The following is a 17,569-nucleotide window of genomic DNA, read 5'->3' as shown; positions in this document are numbered from 1 at the left end:
CCTTGGGGTCAGAAACCGCGTCCTGAGACGCGGTTGTCCAGTTGGCTGCGCAGGCGAGCCAGCCCATCGCGATTGACGACATAGGGGCCGCCGTTTCGCGACTTGATGACGCCCTTGCGTTTCAGGCTGCGCCATTGCTCGAGGTCGCAGCCGTCGAGCACCCAGCCTTCACGGCTGAAGCAGCGGGCGGCGATGATATGGCCCTGATCGTCGCGTTCCAGCAGGATGCGACCGCCCTGGGCCAGGGCGTGGAGCGTGCGTTGTTCCGCACGGGAGATGTTCATTTCAGGTTGTCCGGGACAGGCGTCAGCGTGCGCCCGGCGTCGATCATTCAGACGCGGGGCGTTACGAGCGGCCTCGGACGGGTTTTCAGCGTCCGGGCCTCAGGCCGTGAACACATTCTCAGACATAAACAGTCCCAACAGGTGAGGGGCGAGTGATAGCGAGGCCGGCGCCCGGTTTCAATCGTTGCGGCGCAGCTTCCGGGCCAGACCGCGCGCGCCGGCGGTCACCTCGGCCCAGGTGATATCGAAGCCGTCGTCGTCGCCGAAATAGGGATCGGCCACCGGCTGGCCCTCGCGGCCCTCGACGTGATCCCAGCAGCAGGCTGAGGTCGGCCATGGCGTCAGCGGGGGCGAGGCGGCGCAGGTTGACGAGGTTGTCCTCGTCCAGGGCGACGATATGGGTGAAGCGGCGGAAGTCTGCGGGCTTCACCTGACGCCCGCGCAGGATGGAGATGTCGACGCCGTTCTTGCGCGCCACGGCCTGGGCGCGCGGGTCGGGCGGAGCGCCGACGTGCCAATCGCCGGTGCCGGCGGAATCGACGATCACGTCCAGATTCAGGCGACGGGCCTCTTCGCGGAAGGCTGCCTCGGCCAGGGGCGAGCGACAGATGTTGCCGAGGCAGACGAAGAGGACGCTGTAGGTCATGACATCAAGTAGCGAAGCTATAGGGCGACGAGAAGCCTACCGTCGCCCGAACAGCTTCTCGAGGTCGTTGAGCTTCAGCTCGACGTAGGTCGGGCGGCCGTGGTTGCACTGGCCGGAGTGGGGCGTGGCCTCCATCTGGCGCAGCAGGGCGTTCATTTCGGGGGCGCTGAGGACGCGGCCGGCGCGGACGCTGCCGTGGCAGGCCATGGTGCCGCAGACCTCGGCCATGCGCTCCTTCAGCGACAGGGCGGCGCCGTGTTCGGACAGGTCGTCGGCGATGTCGCGGATCAGGCCCTGAACATCGGTGTCGCCCAGAAGCGCGGGCGTTTCGCGGACCAGCACAGCGCCGACGCCGAAGGCCTCGACAATCAGGCCCATCTCGGCCAGTTCCTCGGCCTTGGCGGCGACGCGGTCGGCCTCGGCGGAGTCCAGTTCGACCACCTCGGGGGTCAGCAGGGCCTGACGGGTGACGGACCCGTCGGCCATCTGAACCTTCATCCGCTCATAGACGAGGCGTTCGTGGGCCGCGTGCTGATCGACGACGACCAGACCGTCCCGGGTCTGGGCGACAATGTATGTGCCGTGCAGTTGAGCGCGCGCGGCGCCGAGCGGGTAGTCGATCAGGTCGGGCGGCGTCTGGGCGCCGGGCGCGATCTGGCCCGCGTGTTCGGCCTGGATTTCACCCAGGGTGCGGAAGCTGGGGGCGGCGGCTTCGCCGCTCCAGGTGTGCTCGACGCGGGCGGAGCGTTCGTTCAGGCCGGGCAGGTTCTGAGCGGCGGCGGCCGGTTGCGACCAGCCCTGCCAGCCGCTCCAGCCGGGCGCTGCTTGGCCGAAGGACTGGGCTGACGGCGAGGTGGGGCTGTAGAGGGCCTCGCCCGTATGCGGGCGGAACCCCGACAGGGCGTCGGCGGCGACCGTGGTCGAGGCGCGGTGGCCGGCGGCGTGCAGGGCGTGACGCAGGGCGCCGACGATCAGGCCGCGCACCAGAGCCGGATCGCGGAAGCGAACCTCGGCCTTGGCGGGGTGGACGTTCACATCGACGTAGAGCGGGTCGATGTCGAGGAACAGCGCCGCCGCCGGATGCCGGTCGCGGGCCAGGAAGTCGGCGTAGGCGCCGCGTAGGGCGCCTTGCAGCAGCCGGTCGCGCACCGGGCGGCCGTTGACGAACAGGAACTGGTGCGCCGCATTGCCGCGCGAATAGGTGGGCAGGCCCGCATAACCGGACAGGCGCACGCCGTCCCGCTCCTGATCGATCAGCAGGGCGTTCGCCTCAAAGTCCCGACCCAGCAGGGCGCCGAGGCGTTTCAGGCGGCCTTCGAAGCCCGGATGCTCTGCGGGCAGGCGCAGCGTCACCTTGCCGTCCAGCGACAGGGTGAAGGCGACGGTCTCGTGGGCCATGGCCTGACGCTTGATCTCTTCCGAGATGGCCATGGCCTCGGACCGCTCGGACTTCATGAACTTCAGGCGGGCGGGCGTGGCGTAGAAGAGGTCGCGGACCTCGACACGGGCGCCGTGAGGGCCGGGGAAGCCGGCGGGGGCCACCGGACGCTGATCGCCGCCGTCGACGGTCACGGCCCAGGCGTCGGCTTCTTCCCTCGCCCGTGTCGTAATGGTCAAACGAGCGACCGAGCCGATGGAGGGCAGGGCCTCGCCGCGGAAGCCGAGGGTTGAGATGCGCAACAGGTCCACGTCGCCCGCGTCGTCGGGCTCCAGTTTCGATGTGGCGTGGCGCTCGACCGCCAGCGGCAGTTCGTCCCTGGGGATGCCCTTTCCGTCGTCGGCGATCAGGATGCGGGTCAGACCGCCGCCGTCCGCCTGGATCTCGACGCGCGAGGCCCCCGCGTCCAGCGCGTTCTCGACCAGTTCCTTGATGGCGCTGGCGGGGCGTTCGACCACCTCGCCTGCGGCGATGCGATTGACGGTTTCGGGGGGGAGGCGGCGAATGGGCATGTGAGTCGCAAGATAGGCGGGCGGCGCGCGGGGCGCACCTCAATCCGCATTTTTGCACGAACGGGGCTTGAAGGTCAGCAATCGCAACTTATACTGTTGCAGTCCGAGCCGCGCGCCGACGGACAGACGAACCGTATCTGGGCCTCGTGTCCAGTCCTGAACATTCAACGAGGTCCTCCCCATGAAGATTAAAGCCGCCATCCTGGCCGTTTCGGCCGCCGCCCTGCTGGCCGCCTGCAGCCAACCCGCCGCTGACAAGACCCCCGCCACTGACGCCGCTGCGACCGCTCCGGTCGAGCTGAAGGCCCCGGCCGGCGTCTATGTCATGGACCCGACCCACGCTTCGCTGCAGTGGTCGATTGGCCACAACACGATTTCGAACTACACCGCCCGCTTCAACACGTTCGACGCCAGGATCACGCTGGACCCGGCCAACCTGGCCAACAGCACCGTCGAGGTCAGCATCGACCCGACCTCGGTCGACGCCAACTATCCGGGCGACTACACCGGCACCCACGCTGCCACCGGCTTCAAGAGCTGGAGCGAGGACATCGCCAAGAACAAGAACTTCCTGAACGCCGGCGCCTTCCCGCAGATCACCTTCAAGTCCACCAAGGTCGAGCTGACCGGTCCGCGCACGGCCAAGGTGACAGGCGACCTGACCTTCCTGGGCGTGACCAAGCCGGTGACGCTGGACGCGACCTTCAACGGCGAGATCGAGAAGCACCCCTTCATGCAGGTGCCGGCCATCGGCTTCGCGGCTGAAGGCAAGTTCAAGCGCTCGGACTTCGGCATGCCGGTCGGTCCGGTGGGCGACGAGACCACCATCCGCTTCGACGGCGAGTTCCTGCAGCAGGTCGCTCCGGCGGCTGTCGCAGCCCCAGCCGCCTAATAGCTGACCCTTCGCCGTCATCCCGGACAGCAGACAGGCTGATCCGGGACCCAGGCGTCGGATAGAGACTGGAGGCTATGGCGTCTGGCTCTGCCGCCTGGGTCCCGGATCGCCTCTGCGAGGCGTCCGGGATGACGGATGTATCTTGTGAGCCTGCGAGTTCAGTCATGTCCGCGTCCGCCAGCCGCTACACCCCCGTCGCCATCGCCCTGCATTGGGCCATCGCGGTCGCCATCTTCGCCATGATCCCGATGGGCTGGTGGATGAGCGAGGCGATCAATGAGCCGGGTAGCCAGGCGCTGGCCTATCGCGTGTTCCAGATTCACAAGTCGGTGGGCTTCCTGATCCTGGCGCTGACGGCGCTACGGCTGGTCTGGCGGCTGACGCATCGGACGCCGGGGATGCCGGCTGAGATGAAGACCTGGGAGAGGTTCGCGGCGCGGGCGACCCATGCGGCCTTCTATGGCCTGATGTTGGCCCTGCCTTTGACCGGCTGGCTCTATGTTTCGACCGGATGGGCCGTTGCGACGGATGCGCCGCTGGCTGTGGCGACCAGCTGGTTCGGCCTGTTCACCGTGCCTCACCTGCCCTTCATCGACGAGGCGTCGGCGGGGCTGCGCCGGGCTGTGGCTTACCAAGCCATGGGGGCGCATGGGCTGATGGCCTGGGGCGCGGTCGTGCTGATCGCCCTGCACGTCGGGGCGGCGCTGAAGCACCAGTTCATCAATCGCGATGGGGTTCTGGCCCACATGATCCCGGTGCTGAAGCATGGCGAGGAGCGGGTTGCGCCGGAGCCCAAGCCTGTGCTGCGCTGGGCTGAACGTCTAGCCGGACTGGGCTTCATCGCCGCTCTGGCTGTGGCGGGCGGCATCGCGGCCAAGCCTACGCCTTTGGCTCAGGGGGCAGGGACCGAGGCCCATGCTGCGGCGGCGCCCGCTCAGGCCGAAGCTGCGGTCACGCCGGGCACGGCGACGGCCTGGACCATCGACAGGGCGGCCTCGAGCATAGAATTCGCCGGGACTCACGCGGGCAAGGCCTTCAAGGGCCGGTTCGAGCAGTGGGAGGGTCAGGTCTGGTTCGATCCGGCCGATCTGGCGGGGTCGAAGGCCGTGGTTCTGGTCAAGACCGGCACGGCCAAGACCGGCGACGCGACGCAGGAGGGCTCGCTGACCGGCGCGGAGTGGTTCGACCCGAGCGCCTATCCGACTGCGCGATTTGAGGCGACTTCGTTCAAGGCCCTAGGGGGCGACCGCTATGAGGCGACGGGGACGCTGCGGATTAAGGCGACGACCCTGCCGGTGGTTCTGCCCTTCACCTTCGACGAGGCGAACGGCGTGGCGACGGTGGCCGGCAGGCTGGAGTTGGACCGCACGGCTTTGGACCTCGGCATGATATCGGACGCCAGCGGGGACTGGGTGTCCAAGGCGATCGGAGTGGAGATCAGGGTGAAGGCGTCGCGCTAACCTTCACCGTCATCCCGGACGCCTCGCAGAGGCGATCCGGGACCGCCCAAGACGCGGCGGGTTGAGGTTTGGCGATCTGAAGGGCGGCGTGTTTGGCGGTCCCGGATAGCGGCTGCGCCGCTTCCGGGATGACGGAGAGGCGCCGGATCAGCGCTTAGGGGTTTGCCCGACTCCGCTTGGGGCGTTACAGCCTTCGGCTTCTTCTCGAACGTCCGAAGATTGACGCCATGCACGACATCAGAGCCATCCGCGACAACCCCGAAGCCTTCGTCGCCGGCTGGTCGTCGCGCGGGGTGGAGGACGCCGCCGAGGTGGTGGCGCGCATCCTGGCGCTGGACGTCGACTTGCGCGCCGCTCAGACCAAGGGGCAGGAGGCGCTGGCCAAGCGCAACGCCGCCTCCAAGGCCATCGGCGCCGCCATGGGCAAGAAGGACATGGCCGAGGCCGACCGGCTGAAGGCCGAGGTCGAGGCGCTTAAAGCCGAGATCGCCGAGGCGGGCGAGGCCGAAGCCGCCAAGGGCGCCGAACTGCGCGACCTGTTGGCCGGGTTGAAGAACCTGGCCGCCGCCGACGTGCCGGACGGCGCCGACGAGAACGACAACCTCGAAGTCCTGAAGTGGGGCGAACCCCGCACGACCGGCCCGGCCAAGGATCACGCCGACCTGGGCGAGGCTCTGGGCCTGCTCGACTTCGAGGCCGCCGCCAGGATGTCGGGTTCGCGCTTCGCCGTGCTGAAGGGGCAACTGGCCCGGCTGGAACGCGCCATCGGCCAGTTCATGCTGGACCTGCAGACGGACAAGAACGGGTATATGGAAGTGAACCCGCCTTATCTGGTGCGCGACGAGGCGATGTTCGGCACGGGGCAGTTGCCGAAGTTTCGTGACGACCAGTTTCTGAGTTTCAACGGTCAGCAGACCGCTTCTGATTACGTATCGACCATCCAGCGGCACGCCTTCATGCGCATCTGGAACGGTAGTGCGGAGCACGGCGAGGAACTGATCAAGCGACAGGAAGCAGCAGACAGCATCCTTGAAATCCCGGAAGCCGAGCTTGCTCAAATTTTCGATGCCCAGTCCGGTCGTTTCTGGCTCATCCCCACCGCCGAAGTCTCCCTGACCAACCTCGTGCGCGAGCAGATTCTGGGCGAAGACGAGGTGGCGACGCCGATGCGTCTGACGGCGCTGACGCCCTGTTTCCGGGCCGAGGCCGGGTCGGCCGGGCGCGATACGCGCGGCCTGATCCGCCAGCACCAGTTCTCGAAGGTCGAGATGGTCTCCATCTGCCGGCCCGAGGATTCCGAGGCCGAGCATGAGCGCATGACCGGCTGCGCCGAGGCGGTGCTGCAGGCGCTGGAGCTGCCCTATCGCAAGGTGCTGCTGTGCAAGGGCGACATGGGCTTCGCGGCGCAGAAGACCTATGACCTCGAGGTCTGGCTGCCGAGCCAGAACACCTATCGCGAGATCAGCTCCGTCTCGAACTGCGGCGACTTCCAGGCCCGGCGCATGGACGCCCGGTTCAAGCGCGCGGGCGAGAAGAAGACCGAGTTCCTGCACACCCTGAACGGCTCGGGCCTGGCGGTCGGCCGCACCCTGGTCGCGGTGATGGAGAACTATCAGCAGGAGGACGGCTCCATCGCCGTGCCGAGCGCGCTGCTGCCCTATATGGGCGGCCTGACGACGGTGGGTTCGGTTTCCAAGTAATGCGTATCCTCCTCACCAACGACGACGGCATCGAGGCGGAAGGCCTTGAATGTCTTGAGAAGATCGCTCGCACCCTGTCGGACGACGTCTGGGTCGTCGCGCCCCAGACCGAGCAGTCGGCCAAGGGGCGGGGGATCACCCTGACCGAGCCGCTGCGGGTCAACCAGTTGGGCGACAAGCGCTTCGCCGTGACCGGCACGCCGACCGACTGCGTCATCCTGGCGGTCAACGACCTGATGCCCGAGAGGCCCGATCTGGTGCTGTCGGGCGTCAATCGCGGCCACAACGTCGGCGAGGACGTCAGCTATTCCGGCACGGTGGCCGGCGCGCTGCAGGGCATGGCCTTCGGCATTCGCTCCATCGCCCTGTCGCAGTCGCTGGAACGCTTCCACGACGACGTGGTGGCGCATTGGGAGACGGCTGAGGCCTTCGCGCCGGGCATCATCGCGCGGCTGCTGGAGCAGAAGTGGGAGGACGGCGTGGTCATGAACGTCAACTTCCCCAAGCTGCCGCCGGAACTGGTCAAGGCGGTCGAGGTGACGAAGCAGGGCTTCCGCGACATCGGCGAGATGCACGCCATCCGCCGCACCGACCTGCGCGGTCGCGACTACTACTGGATGGCCTTCCGCGGCGCCCCGCAGGAGCACGCCGAGGGCACCGACCTGCGAGCCATGGACGAGGGCCGGATCTCGGTCACGCCGCTGCATATCGACCTGACGCACATGCGCAGCGTCAACGACCTGAAGAAGGTGCTGGGCGGCGCCCCGCCGAAAGGACCCGCCGGATGAGCCTGTCGGACGACCGTGCGGGCCGGTTGATCCTGTCGCTGCGGCGGCAGGGGGTCACCGACGCGCGGGTGCTGAAGGCGATGGAATCCATCGACCGCTCGCTGTTCGTCCACGAGAAGTTTCTGGATCAGGCCTGGGAAGACCAAGCTCTGCCAATCGACTGCGCCCAGACGATCAGCCAGCCCTATATCGTCGGCCTGATGACCCAGGCGCTGGAGGTTGGGCCGCGCCACCGCGTCCTCGAGATCGGCACCGGCAGCGGCTATCAGTGTGCGGTGCTGAGCCGCCTGGCGCGCTTCGTCTATTCCGTGGAGCGCTACAAGAGCCTGCTGACCGAGGCCGAGGCCAAGCTGAAGCTGCTGGGCGTCGACAACGTCTTCACCCGCCACGGCGACGGCGGGCAGGGCTGGATGGAACAGGCGCCCTTTGACCGGATCATGGTGACGGCGGCGTCGCCGCACGAACCGACCGAACTGCTGAAGCAACTAAAGCCGGGCGGGGTTCTGGTCGCGCCGGTGGGGCGTGGCTCGGTGCAGATGCTGAACCGCTATACGGGCCAGGAAGACGGCAGCTTCCGCCGCGAAAGCCTGTGCGAAGTGCGCTTCGTGCCGCTGGTCGAAGGGCTGGCGAAGGAGGGGTAGGGGTGCGCGTTTCGGCCCCCGGTTAACCTTTCCGCCCCACTTTGGCGCCGTTTGGCGGGTTGGCTTGGCGACGCTTCCGGGGCAAACCGGGGGACTAGCGAAATCACGGTTAAGAAGGAGGGGCGCATGGGCGGCTTCACGAGCTGGATCAGGGCGACGGTCGTCGTCGGCGGGGCGCTGACGGTTGCGGCGTGTTCGACCTATCCCGACGAGCCGCGCTATTCGACCCGGCCCATGCCGGTCGGCGGGCAGGGCGCCTATCCGGCGCAGCCGCAGCAGCCGGGCGGCTATCCGAACAACAATCCCTATTACGCCCAGCCGGCTCAGCCGCAGACGCCGCCGCCCGCGCGTCCTTATGAAGAGCAAGGCGTCCGTGCGCCGACAGGATCGGTCGAAGGCGGCGGTCTTCCGCCCGCAGGCGGTCCGGCCTATCCCTCGACCAGCGCGCCTGTCGCCCCCAGCCCCGCGACGCCGTCGCGACCGAACAGCGGCCCGATCATCCCGGGCGTCGCCTATGTGATCCAGCCCGGTGACACGATTTCGGGCGTTGGACGTCGCTTCCAGACCCCGGTGCAGACGCTGATCGACCTGAACGGCCTGGGGCCGCGCGGCGCCATCAGCGTGGGGCAACGTATCATCCTGCCGGACAGTGCGGTCGACGCCGGTTCGGACCCTTACGCCACGGGACCGTCGCCGGTCGGGGTGCGCACGCCGAACAACGGAGTGATGCCGCCGCCGCCTCCGCCGCCCAGCGGCAACGCCGCCCTGCCGCCCTCGCGCGCGCCGGCGATGACGTCTTCTACGCCGGCCTCGCCGCTACAGGGCGCAGCCGTGGGTCAGGCCCTGGCCATGCAATGGCCCGTTCGCGGCGACATCCTGCGTCGCTTCGGCCCCGTCGGCATGGGCGAGCGTAACAACGGCATCAACATCGGCGCTTCGGCCGGGACCGAGGTCAAGGCCGCCGCCGCCGGGCGCGTGGCCTATGTCGGCGATGATCTGGTGGGGCAGGGGCTGACGGTGTTGATCGTCCACAAGGACGGCTGGCGCACGGTTTACGGCCATCTGGGCTCGGCCACAGTGCGAGACGGCGCCGAGGTCCGCGCGGGTCAGGCCATCGGCACCGTCGGCCTGACGGCGGGCGACGGGCGACCCTCGATCCACTTCGAGACGCGTCAGATGCGCGGCAATGATCCGGTCGCTGTCGATCCGTTGGGCGTCCTTCCGCGCTGACGAAAAGGCCGCCCGGCGTGTCCGGGCGGCATCGCCTGCACGCAAGAGACGTCAGGCCGCGTTGCAAATCGGCACGGCGCGCCCTAGGTTCCGCGCCTCATTTTAATGGGGCCCCCGTTTCGAGGTTGGCCCGGTTCGGGGAGTTTCCATGCCTACTGGTTCCGAAGGCGGCCTGATGGCCATCGTGGTGCAGATCGCGCCGATCGTCGCGATCTTCATCCTGTTCTACTTCCTGATGATCCGCCCGCAGCAAAAGCGGATGAAGGCTCATCAGGCCCTGATCGCCGGCGTCAAGCGCGGCGACGAAGTCGTTCTGTCGAACGGCATGGTCGGCAAGGTGACGCGCGTCGAAGACGCCGAGGCCATGGTCGAAATCTCGCAGGGCGTGAACGTCCGCGTGGTCAAGTCAATGATCGCCGAAGTGCGCAACCGCACCGCCATCGCCGCCAACGACAAGGGCTGAGCGGCTTTCGCCGCTGAAGCCCGCCCGAAATAGAGCTCTGACATGATTCAGCTTTCACGCTGGAAAGTCACCCTGGTCGTGCTGTCGCTCCTTGTCGGGCTGCTGCTGGCCTTTCCCAATGTCCTGACGCCCGCTCAGCGTGAGGCTCTGCCCGGCTGGATGCCGAAGCAGGGCTTGAACCTGGGCCTCGACCTTCAGGGCGGGTCCTACCTGCTGCTGGAAGTCGACGTCCCGGCGATGCGCGAAAAACGCGTCACCAACCTGGTCGAAGACGTCCGCACCACTCTGGCCGAACAGAAGATCCCGATCGGCAGCTTGCAGCGTGAAGCCGGCGGCGTGGTCGTGACCGTCGGCGAGGGCGCGCAATACGACGCCGCCCTGACTGCACTTCGCAATCTGGCGATGACCGGCGCGCCGCAAGGCCAGTCGGATCGTGTCGTCACACGTCTGAGCGACAATCGCATCCGCTTCGCCTTCACCGACGCGGCCCTGGCCGCCATGGGCGCGACGGCGGTGGATCAGTCGATCGAAGTCGTGCGTCGCCGGATCGACAGCACCGGCACCAAGGAAATCTCGATCACCCGTCAGGGCGCTGACCGCATCGTCGTCCAGGCTCCGGGCGAGAGCGATCCCAGCGCGCTGGAACGCGTCATCGGCCAGACGGCGCAACTGACCTTCCAGATGGTCGATGTCAGCTCGACCGGCTTGCAGGACGCCATGGCTGGCCGCGTGCCGCCGGATTCGGAACTGCTGGTCGGTGAAGACGGGACGCCCTATCTGGTCAAGAAGCGCGTGCTGGTCTCGGGTGAAAACCTGACCCGCGCCGGCGTCGGCTCGGACCAAAACGGCCGCCCGGCCATCGACTTCCGCTTCGACGGTCAGGGCGCACGTCGCTTCGGTGAAGCCACCGCCCAGAATATCGGCAAGCCCTTCGCCATCATCCTGGACGGCAAGGTCATTTCGGCTCCGACGATCCAGGGCGCCATCGCCGGCGGCACGGGTCAGATCACCGGCAACTTCACGATCCAGTCGGCCTCGGAACTGGTCAACCTGCTGAACGGCGGCGCCCTGCCGGCGCCGTTGAAGGTCGAGGAACGTCGCGTGGTCGGCGCCGAACTGGGCGCAGACGCCATCAAGGCCGGTCAGGTTTCGACCGCGGTCGGCGCGGCTATCATCGTCCTGTTCATGATCCTGTCCTACGGCTTCCTGTTCGGCGGCGTTTCGGTTTTGGGTCTGATGCTGAACGGCATCCTGATCGTGGCCGCCATGTCGCTGTTCCAGGCCACCCTGACCCTGCCGGGCATCGCCGGTCTGGTTCTGACCTTCGCCGTGGCCGTCGACGCCAACGTTCTGATCTATGAGCGGATGCGTGATGAAGCACGAGCGGGGCGTTCGGTCATCGCCTCGATGGACGCGGGCTTCAACAAGGCCATGGGCACCATCATCGACGCCAACCTGACCACCCTGGTCGCGGCGCTGATCATGTTCGCCTTTGGCGCCGGGCCGGTGCGCGGCTTCGCCTGGACGCTGACCATCGGCGTGTTCACCTCCATGTTCTCCTCGGTGATGGTCGCCCAGGTCCTGCTTGGGTACTGGCTCAAAGTCGCCAAGCCCAAAAAACTGCCGATCGCGGAGTGATGGCGATGCGTGGATGGCCTTTCATCAAACTGCTGCCGCACAAGACGAACTTCCACTTCGTGAAGTACGCCTTGCCCGCGGGCATCCTGTCGCTCGTGCTGTGCGTCGCCTCGATCGTCGCCTGCTTCTATCCCGGCCTTGAAATGGGCATCGACTTCAAGGGCGGGGCCGTCATGGAAATGACCGCTCCGGCCGGCCAGTCGATTGACGCGGGCAAGGTTCGCGAAGCGATGAACAAGCTCGATCTGGGCGAAGTCCAGGTCCAGAACATCGACGGCGACCAGCGCGCCATCGTCCGCTTCCAGGTGCCGGACAACGAGGATCAGACCGCCGTCGTGACGCGCGTTCAGAAGGGCATCACCGACGCTGTCGGCCAGGTTACCTTCTCGGGCACCAGCGTCGTCGGCTCCAAGGTCTCGGGCGAGCTGTTCACCAGCGGCCTATTGGCTCTGGGCGCAGCCATTCTGCTGATGTTCGGTTACATCTGGTTCCGGTTCGAGCCGCAGTTCGGCTTCGGCGCCATCGCGGGTCTGGTCCACGACGTGATCCTGACCTTCGGTCTGATCGTTCTGTTCAAGCTGGAGTTCAGCCTGAACATGGTCGCCGCCATTTTGACCGTCATCGGCTATTCGATGAACGATACGGTCGTGGTGTTCGACCGTCTTCGCGAAAACCTGCGCAAGTACAAGACCATGCCCCTGCGCGAGGTGATCGACCTGTCGATCAACGAGACCCTGTCGCGGACCATCATCACCGGCGTCACGGCCGTCATGGTGCTGGCTGCGCTGGCGATCTTCGGCGGCGAGGCCCTGTTCGGCTTCTCAATCGCCCTGATGGCCGGCATCATCATCGGCACCTATTCGTCGATCTACGTCGGCGCGCCGATCATCCTGCTGTGGGGCGTCAAGCGCGGCTCCCTCGACGAAGACACCAAGCCGGTCAAGTTCGGCATGGCCAGCCGGCCTTAAGGCGCGGCGCACCTGAAAATGCTCCTCCTTCCCCCCGATGGGGAGGGAGGGGTAAGGTCACGCTTCCTGATTCCGACCCGGGGAGGGGCGCATGGCCAAACTGCTTTCAAACTTCAGAACGACATTCCTGCTCAGCATCATGCTGGCGGGCGTCATGATCTTCGCCTTCGGTCGCATCGCGCCGGGCGGTTTCGATCTCGGCTTCGCCCAGGCGACTTTCCGCTGGGTGCACGTCGTGGCGGGCATCCTGTGGATCGGCCTGCTCTATTACTTCAACTTCGTGCAGATACGGGTCATGCCCTCGATCCCCGCCGAGTTGAAGCCCGCCGTCAGCAAGCATATCGCGCCTGAAGCCCTGTTCTGGTTCCGTTGGTCGGCGCTGGTGACGGTGCTGGCGGGTCTGGCCGTCATGTTCACGCGCGGCCACCTCTATGCGGTCGAGGTGCTCAGCTTCGGCCTGGCCGGCGGTCTGAACGCGGGCGATCAGCAGTTCACCCTGATGGGGATCGGCGTCTGGCTGGCCATCGTCATGTTCCTGAACGTCTGGGGCCTGATCTGGCCGAACCAGAAGCGGGCCCTCGGCATCGTCGTCGTCGATGATGACAAGAAGGCCAAGGCCGCCCGCATCGCCATGCTGGGCAGCCGCACCAACCTGCTGCTGTCCCTGCCGATGCTGACCTCGATGGCCATGTATCAGACCCTGTTCAGCTGAGGCTTGCACCGCTTTGCACAATGGCCGATGGCCTTGCGCAATGACTGTTGATCTCGATTCCCAGGTCCGCGCCGCCGACCCTGACCGCTGGCTGTCCAGCCGGTTTGTGGCTAACGAACAGGCGCGCGCGGACCTGATCGCCCTCTACGCCTTCGAGGCGGAACTTCTGGCCATTCCCACCCGCGTCACCCAGCCCATGCTGGCCGAGATGCGCTACACGTGGTGGTCCGAGCAGATGGAGGGCGTTTTCGCCAACACGCCTCGCGTCGGTCATCCCGTGCTGGAGGCCCTGACCGGCGCCGTCGCGCGCCGGCATCTGGATCGCGCGCCCTTCGACGCCCTGATCGAGGCGCACATCGGTCGGATGCATGGGGAGCCGCACGACCTTGACGCCTTCTACGTCGGCCCGATGCAGGTCGCGACCCGGATACTGGCAGGCGAGGAGCATGACGCCCTGGTCGTGGTGCCTGGGCGCGTGTGGGGCCTGGCGCAGACCGGCCGGACGGATGAAGCGAGGGCGCTGCGCGCAGCCGCCAACGCCGCACTCAGAACTCTGCCCGCCGCCGCCTTTCCCGCTATCGCCCATGCCGCGCTGGCGGGCTTTGAGCACCCGGAACCGCTGAAACGGCTCCGTCTGCTCTGGGCGGTGCTGCGCGGTCGCGTCTAGTCGCAGAGGCCGCCGATCAGGCGGGCCAGCAGGGCGTTCAAGGTCTTCTGTTCGTCAAGCGAGAGCGGCGCGAGGATGTCTCGCGCTGTTTCCTCGTGGCTGGGCATGATGGATTCGATCAGGTTGAAGCCCTTGTCGGTCAGGCGGACCAGGGTGGCGCGGCGGTCCGTCGGATGCGGGCGGCGTTCGACCAGACCCGCCTTCTCCAGCCGGTCTATGCGGGCGGTCATGCCGCCCGACGACATCATCGCCGCCTCGAACAAGGCGGTCGGCGTCAGGCCCTCGCGCGCGCCCGAACGGCGCAGCGTCGCCAGAGCGTCGAACTCGCCATGCTGCAGGCCATAGCGAGCGAACAGCGGCGTCTGGCGTTCGCGCACCACCAGTTGCGAGGCCTCGTTCAGGCGACCCAGCACCTCCATCGGCAGCATGTCGAGTTCGGGGCGCTGGACCGCCCATTGGGCGGCGGCGCGGGCGGCTCTGTCGGGCATGAGTTATCTTGACATCGAGATACTTGAGGTCGAGATACTAGCGCGATCTTCCAGTGGAGTCTCCTAACATGATCGCACGGTCCGAAGCCGAGCCGGCGCGCGGCACGTCCCTGTTGCTGCTCGGCGCCATCTTCGCGCTGGCGCTGAACCTGCGTCCGGCGATGGCGGCGGTGGGACCGCTGCTGGACCTGATCGAGGGCGCGACGGGGATGGATTCCACCGCCGCCAGTCTGCTGACGACCTTGCCGGTGCTGATGATCGGCCTGGGCGCCCTGTCGATCCGGCCCTTGCGTCGTCGGCTGGGCGAACGGCGCGGCATCCTGCTGGGCGCGCTGCTGATCGGCGTGGCTTGTCTGGTGCGGGCCGTGCTGACGGAAACGGCGGCCCTGATCGCCAGCGCGGCGGTCGTCGGCGTGGGCGTCGCCCTGATTCAGGCCTTGGCGCCCGTCGTGATCAAGCGCGCCTTTCCGACGCGGTTCGGCACGGTGATGGCCCTCTACACCACGGGCATCATGGGCGGGGCGGCCATCGCGGCGGCGACGGCGGCGGGCCTGGCGGAGGCGGTGGGCTGGGCCTGGACCCTGGCGCTGTGGAGCGTGCCGGCCTTCGTGGCGGCGGTCGTCTGGCTGCTGGCCGCACGCGATCCGGCGGCGGAAGAACCGGATCGGCAAGCCGTGGTCGAGGTGGTCCATCCCGAGATCCCCTTCTGGCGTCAGGGGCGGGCGTGGAGCCTGATCCTCATCATGGGGCTGGGCACTTCGGCCTATACGCTGGTCCTGGCCTGGCTGCCGCCCTTCTATGTCGATCTGGGGCAGGCGAGGGCGACGGCGGGCTATCTGCTCAGCGGCATGACGGGGGCCGAGGTCATGGCCGGCATCCTCGTGTCGCTGTTGATCGGACGCTTCCCTGATCGGCGCGGGCCGATCCTGACGGCGCTGGTGCTGGCCCTGATCGGTCTGGCGGGGCTAGTGGTCGCGCCGGTGGCCCTGGCGGTTCCGGTCGTGGTGATCATGGGGCTGGGGATTGGGGCCATCTTCCCCCTGACCCTGATCCTGGCCATGGATCAGATCGACGATCCGGCCCGGTCCGGCGATCTGCTCGCCTTCGTCCAGGGCGGCGGCTACATCATCGCCAGCCTGTCGCCGCTGGCCGCCGGCCTGTTGCGCGACCACATGGCCGACCTGACCGGGGCCTGGATTCTGATGGGCGCGGGCGTGGTGGTTCTGGGTGTGATGACGCTGGCGTTCCGGCCGGGCCTGCCCAAGCTGCGCTGAAGGGACATGTTCACGCGAAGGCAGAGTGGATAGTGGACAACGACGCCTCGAACCTATGGGAGCGGCATTTGGCAGCGGCGCCTTGTTCTCGCGGTGACTGGCGAAACCCAGCGCTTGTCATTCTCGCCGTTGCGACGCTGTTCGGGCTCTTTGGAACATGGGTCGCGTCGCTTGCCGTGCTTTTCGCATTGGACGATCTGGAAAAAAGCGAGGGGTTCGGCTCTGCCCTCGCTTTCGTGATTTTCTACGTTGCCCTATTGGCCTGTCCGCTGACAGGCTGGGCGACCTTTGCCTTCCGGCGTTATCGCGTCGCCATAACGATCGCCAGCCCGCCACTGCTGCTGGCGATCATTTCAGTCGTGGTCGCAATCCTTAGCTAGCGGCCGCCGCGTCGCGCCAGGCCTTCAGTGCGGCCATGGCGCGGATGCTTTGCAGGCGTTTCTTGGCGCGGCCGCGTTCCTTGGGATGGATGCGTTTGCCGTCTTCGTCGACTTTCGGCGCTTCCAGCGGGGGCAGCAGGCCGTAGTTGATGTTCATGGGCTGGAACTTCGACCCTTCCAGGTGGCCGCCGGTGATGTGCTCGACCAGGGCGCCCATGGCGGTTTCCGGCGGCGGGGCCGACAGGTCGCGGCCCAAGGCCTGGGCTGCGGCCATGCGTCCGGTCAGCAGGCCCATGGCGGCGCTTTCGACATAGCCCTCGACGCCCGTGACCTGGCCGGCGAAGCGCAGGCGCGGCATGGATTTCATGCGCAACTGCTTGTCCAGCAGTTGCGGGCTGTTGAGGTAGGTGTTGCGGTGCAGTCCGCCCAGGCGCGCGAACTGCGCGTTCTGCAAGCCGGGGATCATGCGGAAGGTCTCGGCTTGCGCCCCGTGCTTCAGCTTGGTCTGGAAGCCGACCATGTTGAACAGGGTGCCCAGAGCATTGTCCTGACGCAGCTGGACGATGGCGTAGGACTTGACCTTCGGATCGCGCGGATTGGTCAGGCCGACAGGCTTCATCGGGCCGTGACGCAGGGTCTCGCGACCGCGCTCGGCCATGACCTCGATGGGCAAGCAGCCATCGAAGTAGGGGACGTTCTCCCACTCCTTGAACTCGGCCTTGGGGCCGTCCAGCAGGGCGTCGATGAAGGCCTCGTACTGCTCCTTGTTCATCGGGCAGTTGACGTAGGCGGCGGCGTCGCCGCCGGGGCCTTCCTTGTCATAGCGCGACTGGCGCCAGGCGATGTCGAAGTCGATGCTGTCGGCGTGGATGATGGGGGCGATGGCGTCGAAGAAGCTGAGGCTTTCCTCGCCGGTCAGCTTCAGGATGGCCTCGGCCAGGGCGGGCGAGGTCAGGGGGCCGGTGGCCACGATGACATTGCCCCAGTCCTCTGGCGGCAGGCCGTCGATTTCCTCGCGCACGATGGTCACGAGCGGATGGGCTTCCAGCCGCGCGGTGACCGCCTGAGAAAAGCCGTCGCGATCAACCGCCAGGGCGCCGCCTGCCGGGACCTGGTGATCGCCCGCCGCCGCCATGATGATCGAGCCCAGTTCGCGCATTTCCTGATGCAGCAGGCCGACGGCGTTATATTCCCAATCGTCAGACCGGAAGGAGTTGGAGCAGACCAGCTCGGCCAGGCCGTCTGTGTGGTGGGCGTCGGTCTTCACGCCCGGCACGCCGCGCATTTCATGCAGGATGACGGGCACGCCCGCCTGAGCGATCTGCCAGGCGGCTTCGGAACCGGCGAGGCCACCGCCGATGACATGCACGGGGGCGGGGATGGGG

General features: G+C 67.1%; 17 protein-coding genes and 1 pseudogene. 13 read left to right on the top strand and 5 right to left on the bottom strand.

Features of this window, described 5'->3' with window-relative positions; genetic code table 11:
• Positions 1-8: 8 nt before the first annotated feature.
• The 3 genes and pseudogenes from HX774_RS14460 to mutL form a co-directional block, all read right to left on the bottom strand.
• Entirely contained in the window at positions 9-284 is a 276-nt protein-coding gene (locus HX774_RS14460; RefSeq protein WP_178827838.1) for a YjhX family toxin, read from the bottom strand.
• 177 nt (positions 285-461) lie between these two features.
• A pseudogene (locus tag HX774_RS14455) lies at positions 462-930 on the bottom strand (low molecular weight protein-tyrosine-phosphatase).
• Between the two features lie 36 nt (positions 931-966).
• Positions 967-2,880: a DNA mismatch repair endonuclease MutL gene (gene mutL / locus HX774_RS14450; RefSeq protein ID WP_178827836.1), complete on the bottom strand. Its 1,914-nt coding sequence runs from the start codon at positions 2,878-2,880 to the stop codon at positions 967-969.
• A 181-nt stretch (positions 2,881-3,061) separates the two neighbouring features.
• Between mutL and HX774_RS14445 the strand changes: the two genes are divergently transcribed.
• The 11 genes from HX774_RS14445 to HX774_RS14395 all read left to right on the top strand — a co-directional run bounded on the left by HX774_RS14445 (position 3,062) and on the right by HX774_RS14395 (position 14,042).
• Positions 3,062-3,772 (top strand): YceI family protein, encoded by a 711-nt coding sequence (locus tag HX774_RS14445; RefSeq protein WP_178827834.1) that lies wholly within the window; start codon positions 3,062-3,064, stop codon positions 3,770-3,772.
• Between the two features lie 167 nt (positions 3,773-3,939).
• The gene (locus tag HX774_RS14440) at positions 3,940-5,235 is read left to right on the top strand and encodes a YceI family protein (RefSeq protein ID WP_178827832.1); all 1,296 of its coding nucleotides are present in this window, start codon (positions 3,940-3,942) and stop codon (positions 5,233-5,235) included.
• A 227-nt stretch (positions 5,236-5,462) separates the two neighbouring features.
• Positions 5,463-6,935 (top strand): serine--tRNA ligase, encoded by a 1,473-nt coding sequence (gene serS, locus HX774_RS14435; protein ID WP_178827830.1) that lies wholly within the window; start codon positions 5,463-5,465, stop codon positions 6,933-6,935.
• The gene (gene surE / locus HX774_RS14430; protein ID WP_114816548.1) at positions 6,935-7,723 is read left to right on the top strand and encodes a 5'/3'-nucleotidase SurE; all 789 of its coding nucleotides are present in this window, start codon (positions 6,935-6,937) and stop codon (positions 7,721-7,723) included. Before serS ends, surE begins: the two co-directional genes overlap by 1 nt.
• Positions 7,720-8,364, top strand: coding sequence for a protein-L-isoaspartate(D-aspartate) O-methyltransferase (locus HX774_RS14425; protein ID WP_178827828.1), 645 nt, complete (start codon positions 7,720-7,722; stop codon positions 8,362-8,364). Before surE ends, HX774_RS14425 begins: the two co-directional genes overlap by 4 nt.
• Before the next feature lie 126 nt (positions 8,365-8,490).
• The gene (locus HX774_RS14420; RefSeq protein WP_178827826.1) at positions 8,491-9,594 is read left to right on the top strand and encodes a peptidoglycan DD-metalloendopeptidase family protein; all 1,104 of its coding nucleotides are present in this window, start codon (positions 8,491-8,493) and stop codon (positions 9,592-9,594) included.
• 148 nt (positions 9,595-9,742) lie between these two features.
• Positions 9,743-10,057: a preprotein translocase subunit YajC gene (gene yajC, locus HX774_RS14415; RefSeq protein ID WP_105562350.1), complete on the top strand. Its 315-nt coding sequence runs from the start codon at positions 9,743-9,745 to the stop codon at positions 10,055-10,057.
• A 42-nt stretch (positions 10,058-10,099) separates the two neighbouring features.
• Positions 10,100-11,695 (top strand): protein translocase subunit SecD, encoded by a 1,596-nt coding sequence (gene secD / locus HX774_RS14410; protein WP_178827824.1) that lies wholly within the window; start codon positions 10,100-10,102, stop codon positions 11,693-11,695.
• The gene (gene secF, locus HX774_RS14405) at positions 11,695-12,663 is read left to right on the top strand and encodes a protein translocase subunit SecF (RefSeq protein WP_178827822.1); all 969 of its coding nucleotides are present in this window, start codon (positions 11,695-11,697) and stop codon (positions 12,661-12,663) included. Before secD ends, secF begins: the two co-directional genes overlap by 1 nt.
• Positions 12,664-12,754: 91 nt before the next feature.
• Entirely contained in the window at positions 12,755-13,375 is a 621-nt protein-coding gene (locus HX774_RS14400; protein WP_178827821.1) for a hypothetical protein, read from the top strand.
• Positions 13,376-13,415: 40 nt separating this feature from the next.
• Positions 13,416-14,042: a squalene/phytoene synthase family protein gene (locus HX774_RS14395; RefSeq protein WP_178827819.1), complete on the top strand. Its 627-nt coding sequence runs from the start codon at positions 13,416-13,418 to the stop codon at positions 14,040-14,042.
• Here the strand turns inward: HX774_RS14395 and HX774_RS14390 are convergent.
• Entirely contained in the window at positions 14,039-14,530 is a 492-nt protein-coding gene (locus HX774_RS14390; RefSeq protein ID WP_178827817.1) for a MarR family winged helix-turn-helix transcriptional regulator, read from the bottom strand. The genes HX774_RS14395 and HX774_RS14390 overlap by 4 nt on opposite strands.
• Positions 14,531-14,598: 68 nt before the next feature.
• Here HX774_RS14390 and HX774_RS14385 point away from each other — a divergent pair, with 68 nt between their 5' ends.
• Positions 14,599-15,804: an MFS transporter gene (locus tag HX774_RS14385; RefSeq protein ID WP_178827815.1), complete on the top strand. Its 1,206-nt coding sequence runs from the start codon at positions 14,599-14,601 to the stop codon at positions 15,802-15,804.
• 32 nt (positions 15,805-15,836) lie between these two features.
• Complete coding sequence (locus tag HX774_RS14380; protein WP_178827813.1) at positions 15,837-16,184, top strand: hypothetical protein; 348 nt, start codon at positions 15,837-15,839, stop codon at positions 16,182-16,184.
• Here HX774_RS14380 and trmFO read toward each other — a convergent pair.
• Entirely contained in the window at positions 16,177-17,565 is a 1,389-nt protein-coding gene (gene trmFO, locus HX774_RS14375; protein WP_178827863.1) for a methylenetetrahydrofolate--tRNA-(uracil(54)-C(5))-methyltransferase (FADH(2)-oxidizing) TrmFO, read from the bottom strand. The genes HX774_RS14380 and trmFO overlap by 8 nt on opposite strands.
• Positions 17,566-17,569 lie beyond the last annotated feature (4 nt).

It is taken from the genome of Brevundimonas sp. P7753 (assembly GCF_013386595.1).
Classification (GTDB): domain Bacteria; phylum Pseudomonadota; class Alphaproteobacteria; order Caulobacterales; family Caulobacteraceae; genus Brevundimonas; species Brevundimonas bullata.
The sequence above is the reverse complement of the archived record's forward strand: the minus strand, read 5'-3'. Positions and strand labels throughout refer to the sequence as shown.

Excerpts from the sequence above, each read along its gene's own strand:
- secD (WP_178827824.1), top strand. The coding sequence starts at position 10,100 with ATGATTCAGCTTTCACGCTGGAAAGTCACCCTGGTCGTGCTGTCGCTC.
- HX774_RS14400 (WP_178827821.1), top strand. The coding sequence starts at position 12,755 with ATGGCCAAACTGCTTTCAAACTTCAGAACGACATTCCTGCTCAGCATC.
- HX774_RS14440 (WP_178827832.1), top strand. The coding sequence starts at position 3,940 with ATGTCCGCGTCCGCCAGCCGCTACACCCCCGTCGCCATCGCCCTGCAT.
- HX774_RS14420 (WP_178827826.1), top strand. The coding sequence starts at position 8,491 with ATGGGCGGCTTCACGAGCTGGATCAGGGCGACGGTCGTCGTCGGCGGG.
- secF (WP_178827822.1), top strand. The coding sequence starts at position 11,695 with ATGGCGATGCGTGGATGGCCTTTCATCAAACTGCTGCCGCACAAGACG.
- surE (WP_114816548.1), top strand. The coding sequence starts at position 6,935 with ATGCGTATCCTCCTCACCAACGACGACGGCATCGAGGCGGAAGGCCTT.
- HX774_RS14385 (WP_178827815.1), top strand. The coding sequence starts at position 14,599 with ATGATCGCACGGTCCGAAGCCGAGCCGGCGCGCGGCACGTCCCTGTTG.
- HX774_RS14460 (WP_178827838.1), bottom strand. The coding sequence starts at position 284 with ATGAACATCTCCCGTGCGGAACAACGCACGCTCCACGCCCTGGCCCAG.
- HX774_RS14425 (WP_178827828.1), top strand. The coding sequence starts at position 7,720 with ATGAGCCTGTCGGACGACCGTGCGGGCCGGTTGATCCTGTCGCTGCGG.
- HX774_RS14395 (WP_178827819.1), top strand. The coding sequence starts at position 13,416 with ATGACTGTTGATCTCGATTCCCAGGTCCGCGCCGCCGACCCTGACCGC.
- mutL (WP_178827836.1), bottom strand. The coding sequence starts at position 2,880 with ATGCCCATTCGCCGCCTCCCCCCCGAAACCGTCAATCGCATCGCCGCA.
- yajC (WP_105562350.1), top strand. The coding sequence starts at position 9,743 with ATGCCTACTGGTTCCGAAGGCGGCCTGATGGCCATCGTGGTGCAGATC.
- serS (WP_178827830.1), top strand. The coding sequence starts at position 5,463 with ATGCACGACATCAGAGCCATCCGCGACAACCCCGAAGCCTTCGTCGCC.
- HX774_RS14445 (WP_178827834.1), top strand. The coding sequence starts at position 3,062 with ATGAAGATTAAAGCCGCCATCCTGGCCGTTTCGGCCGCCGCCCTGCTG.
- HX774_RS14390 (WP_178827817.1), bottom strand. The coding sequence starts at position 14,530 with ATGCCCGACAGAGCCGCCCGCGCCGCCGCCCAATGGGCGGTCCAGCGC.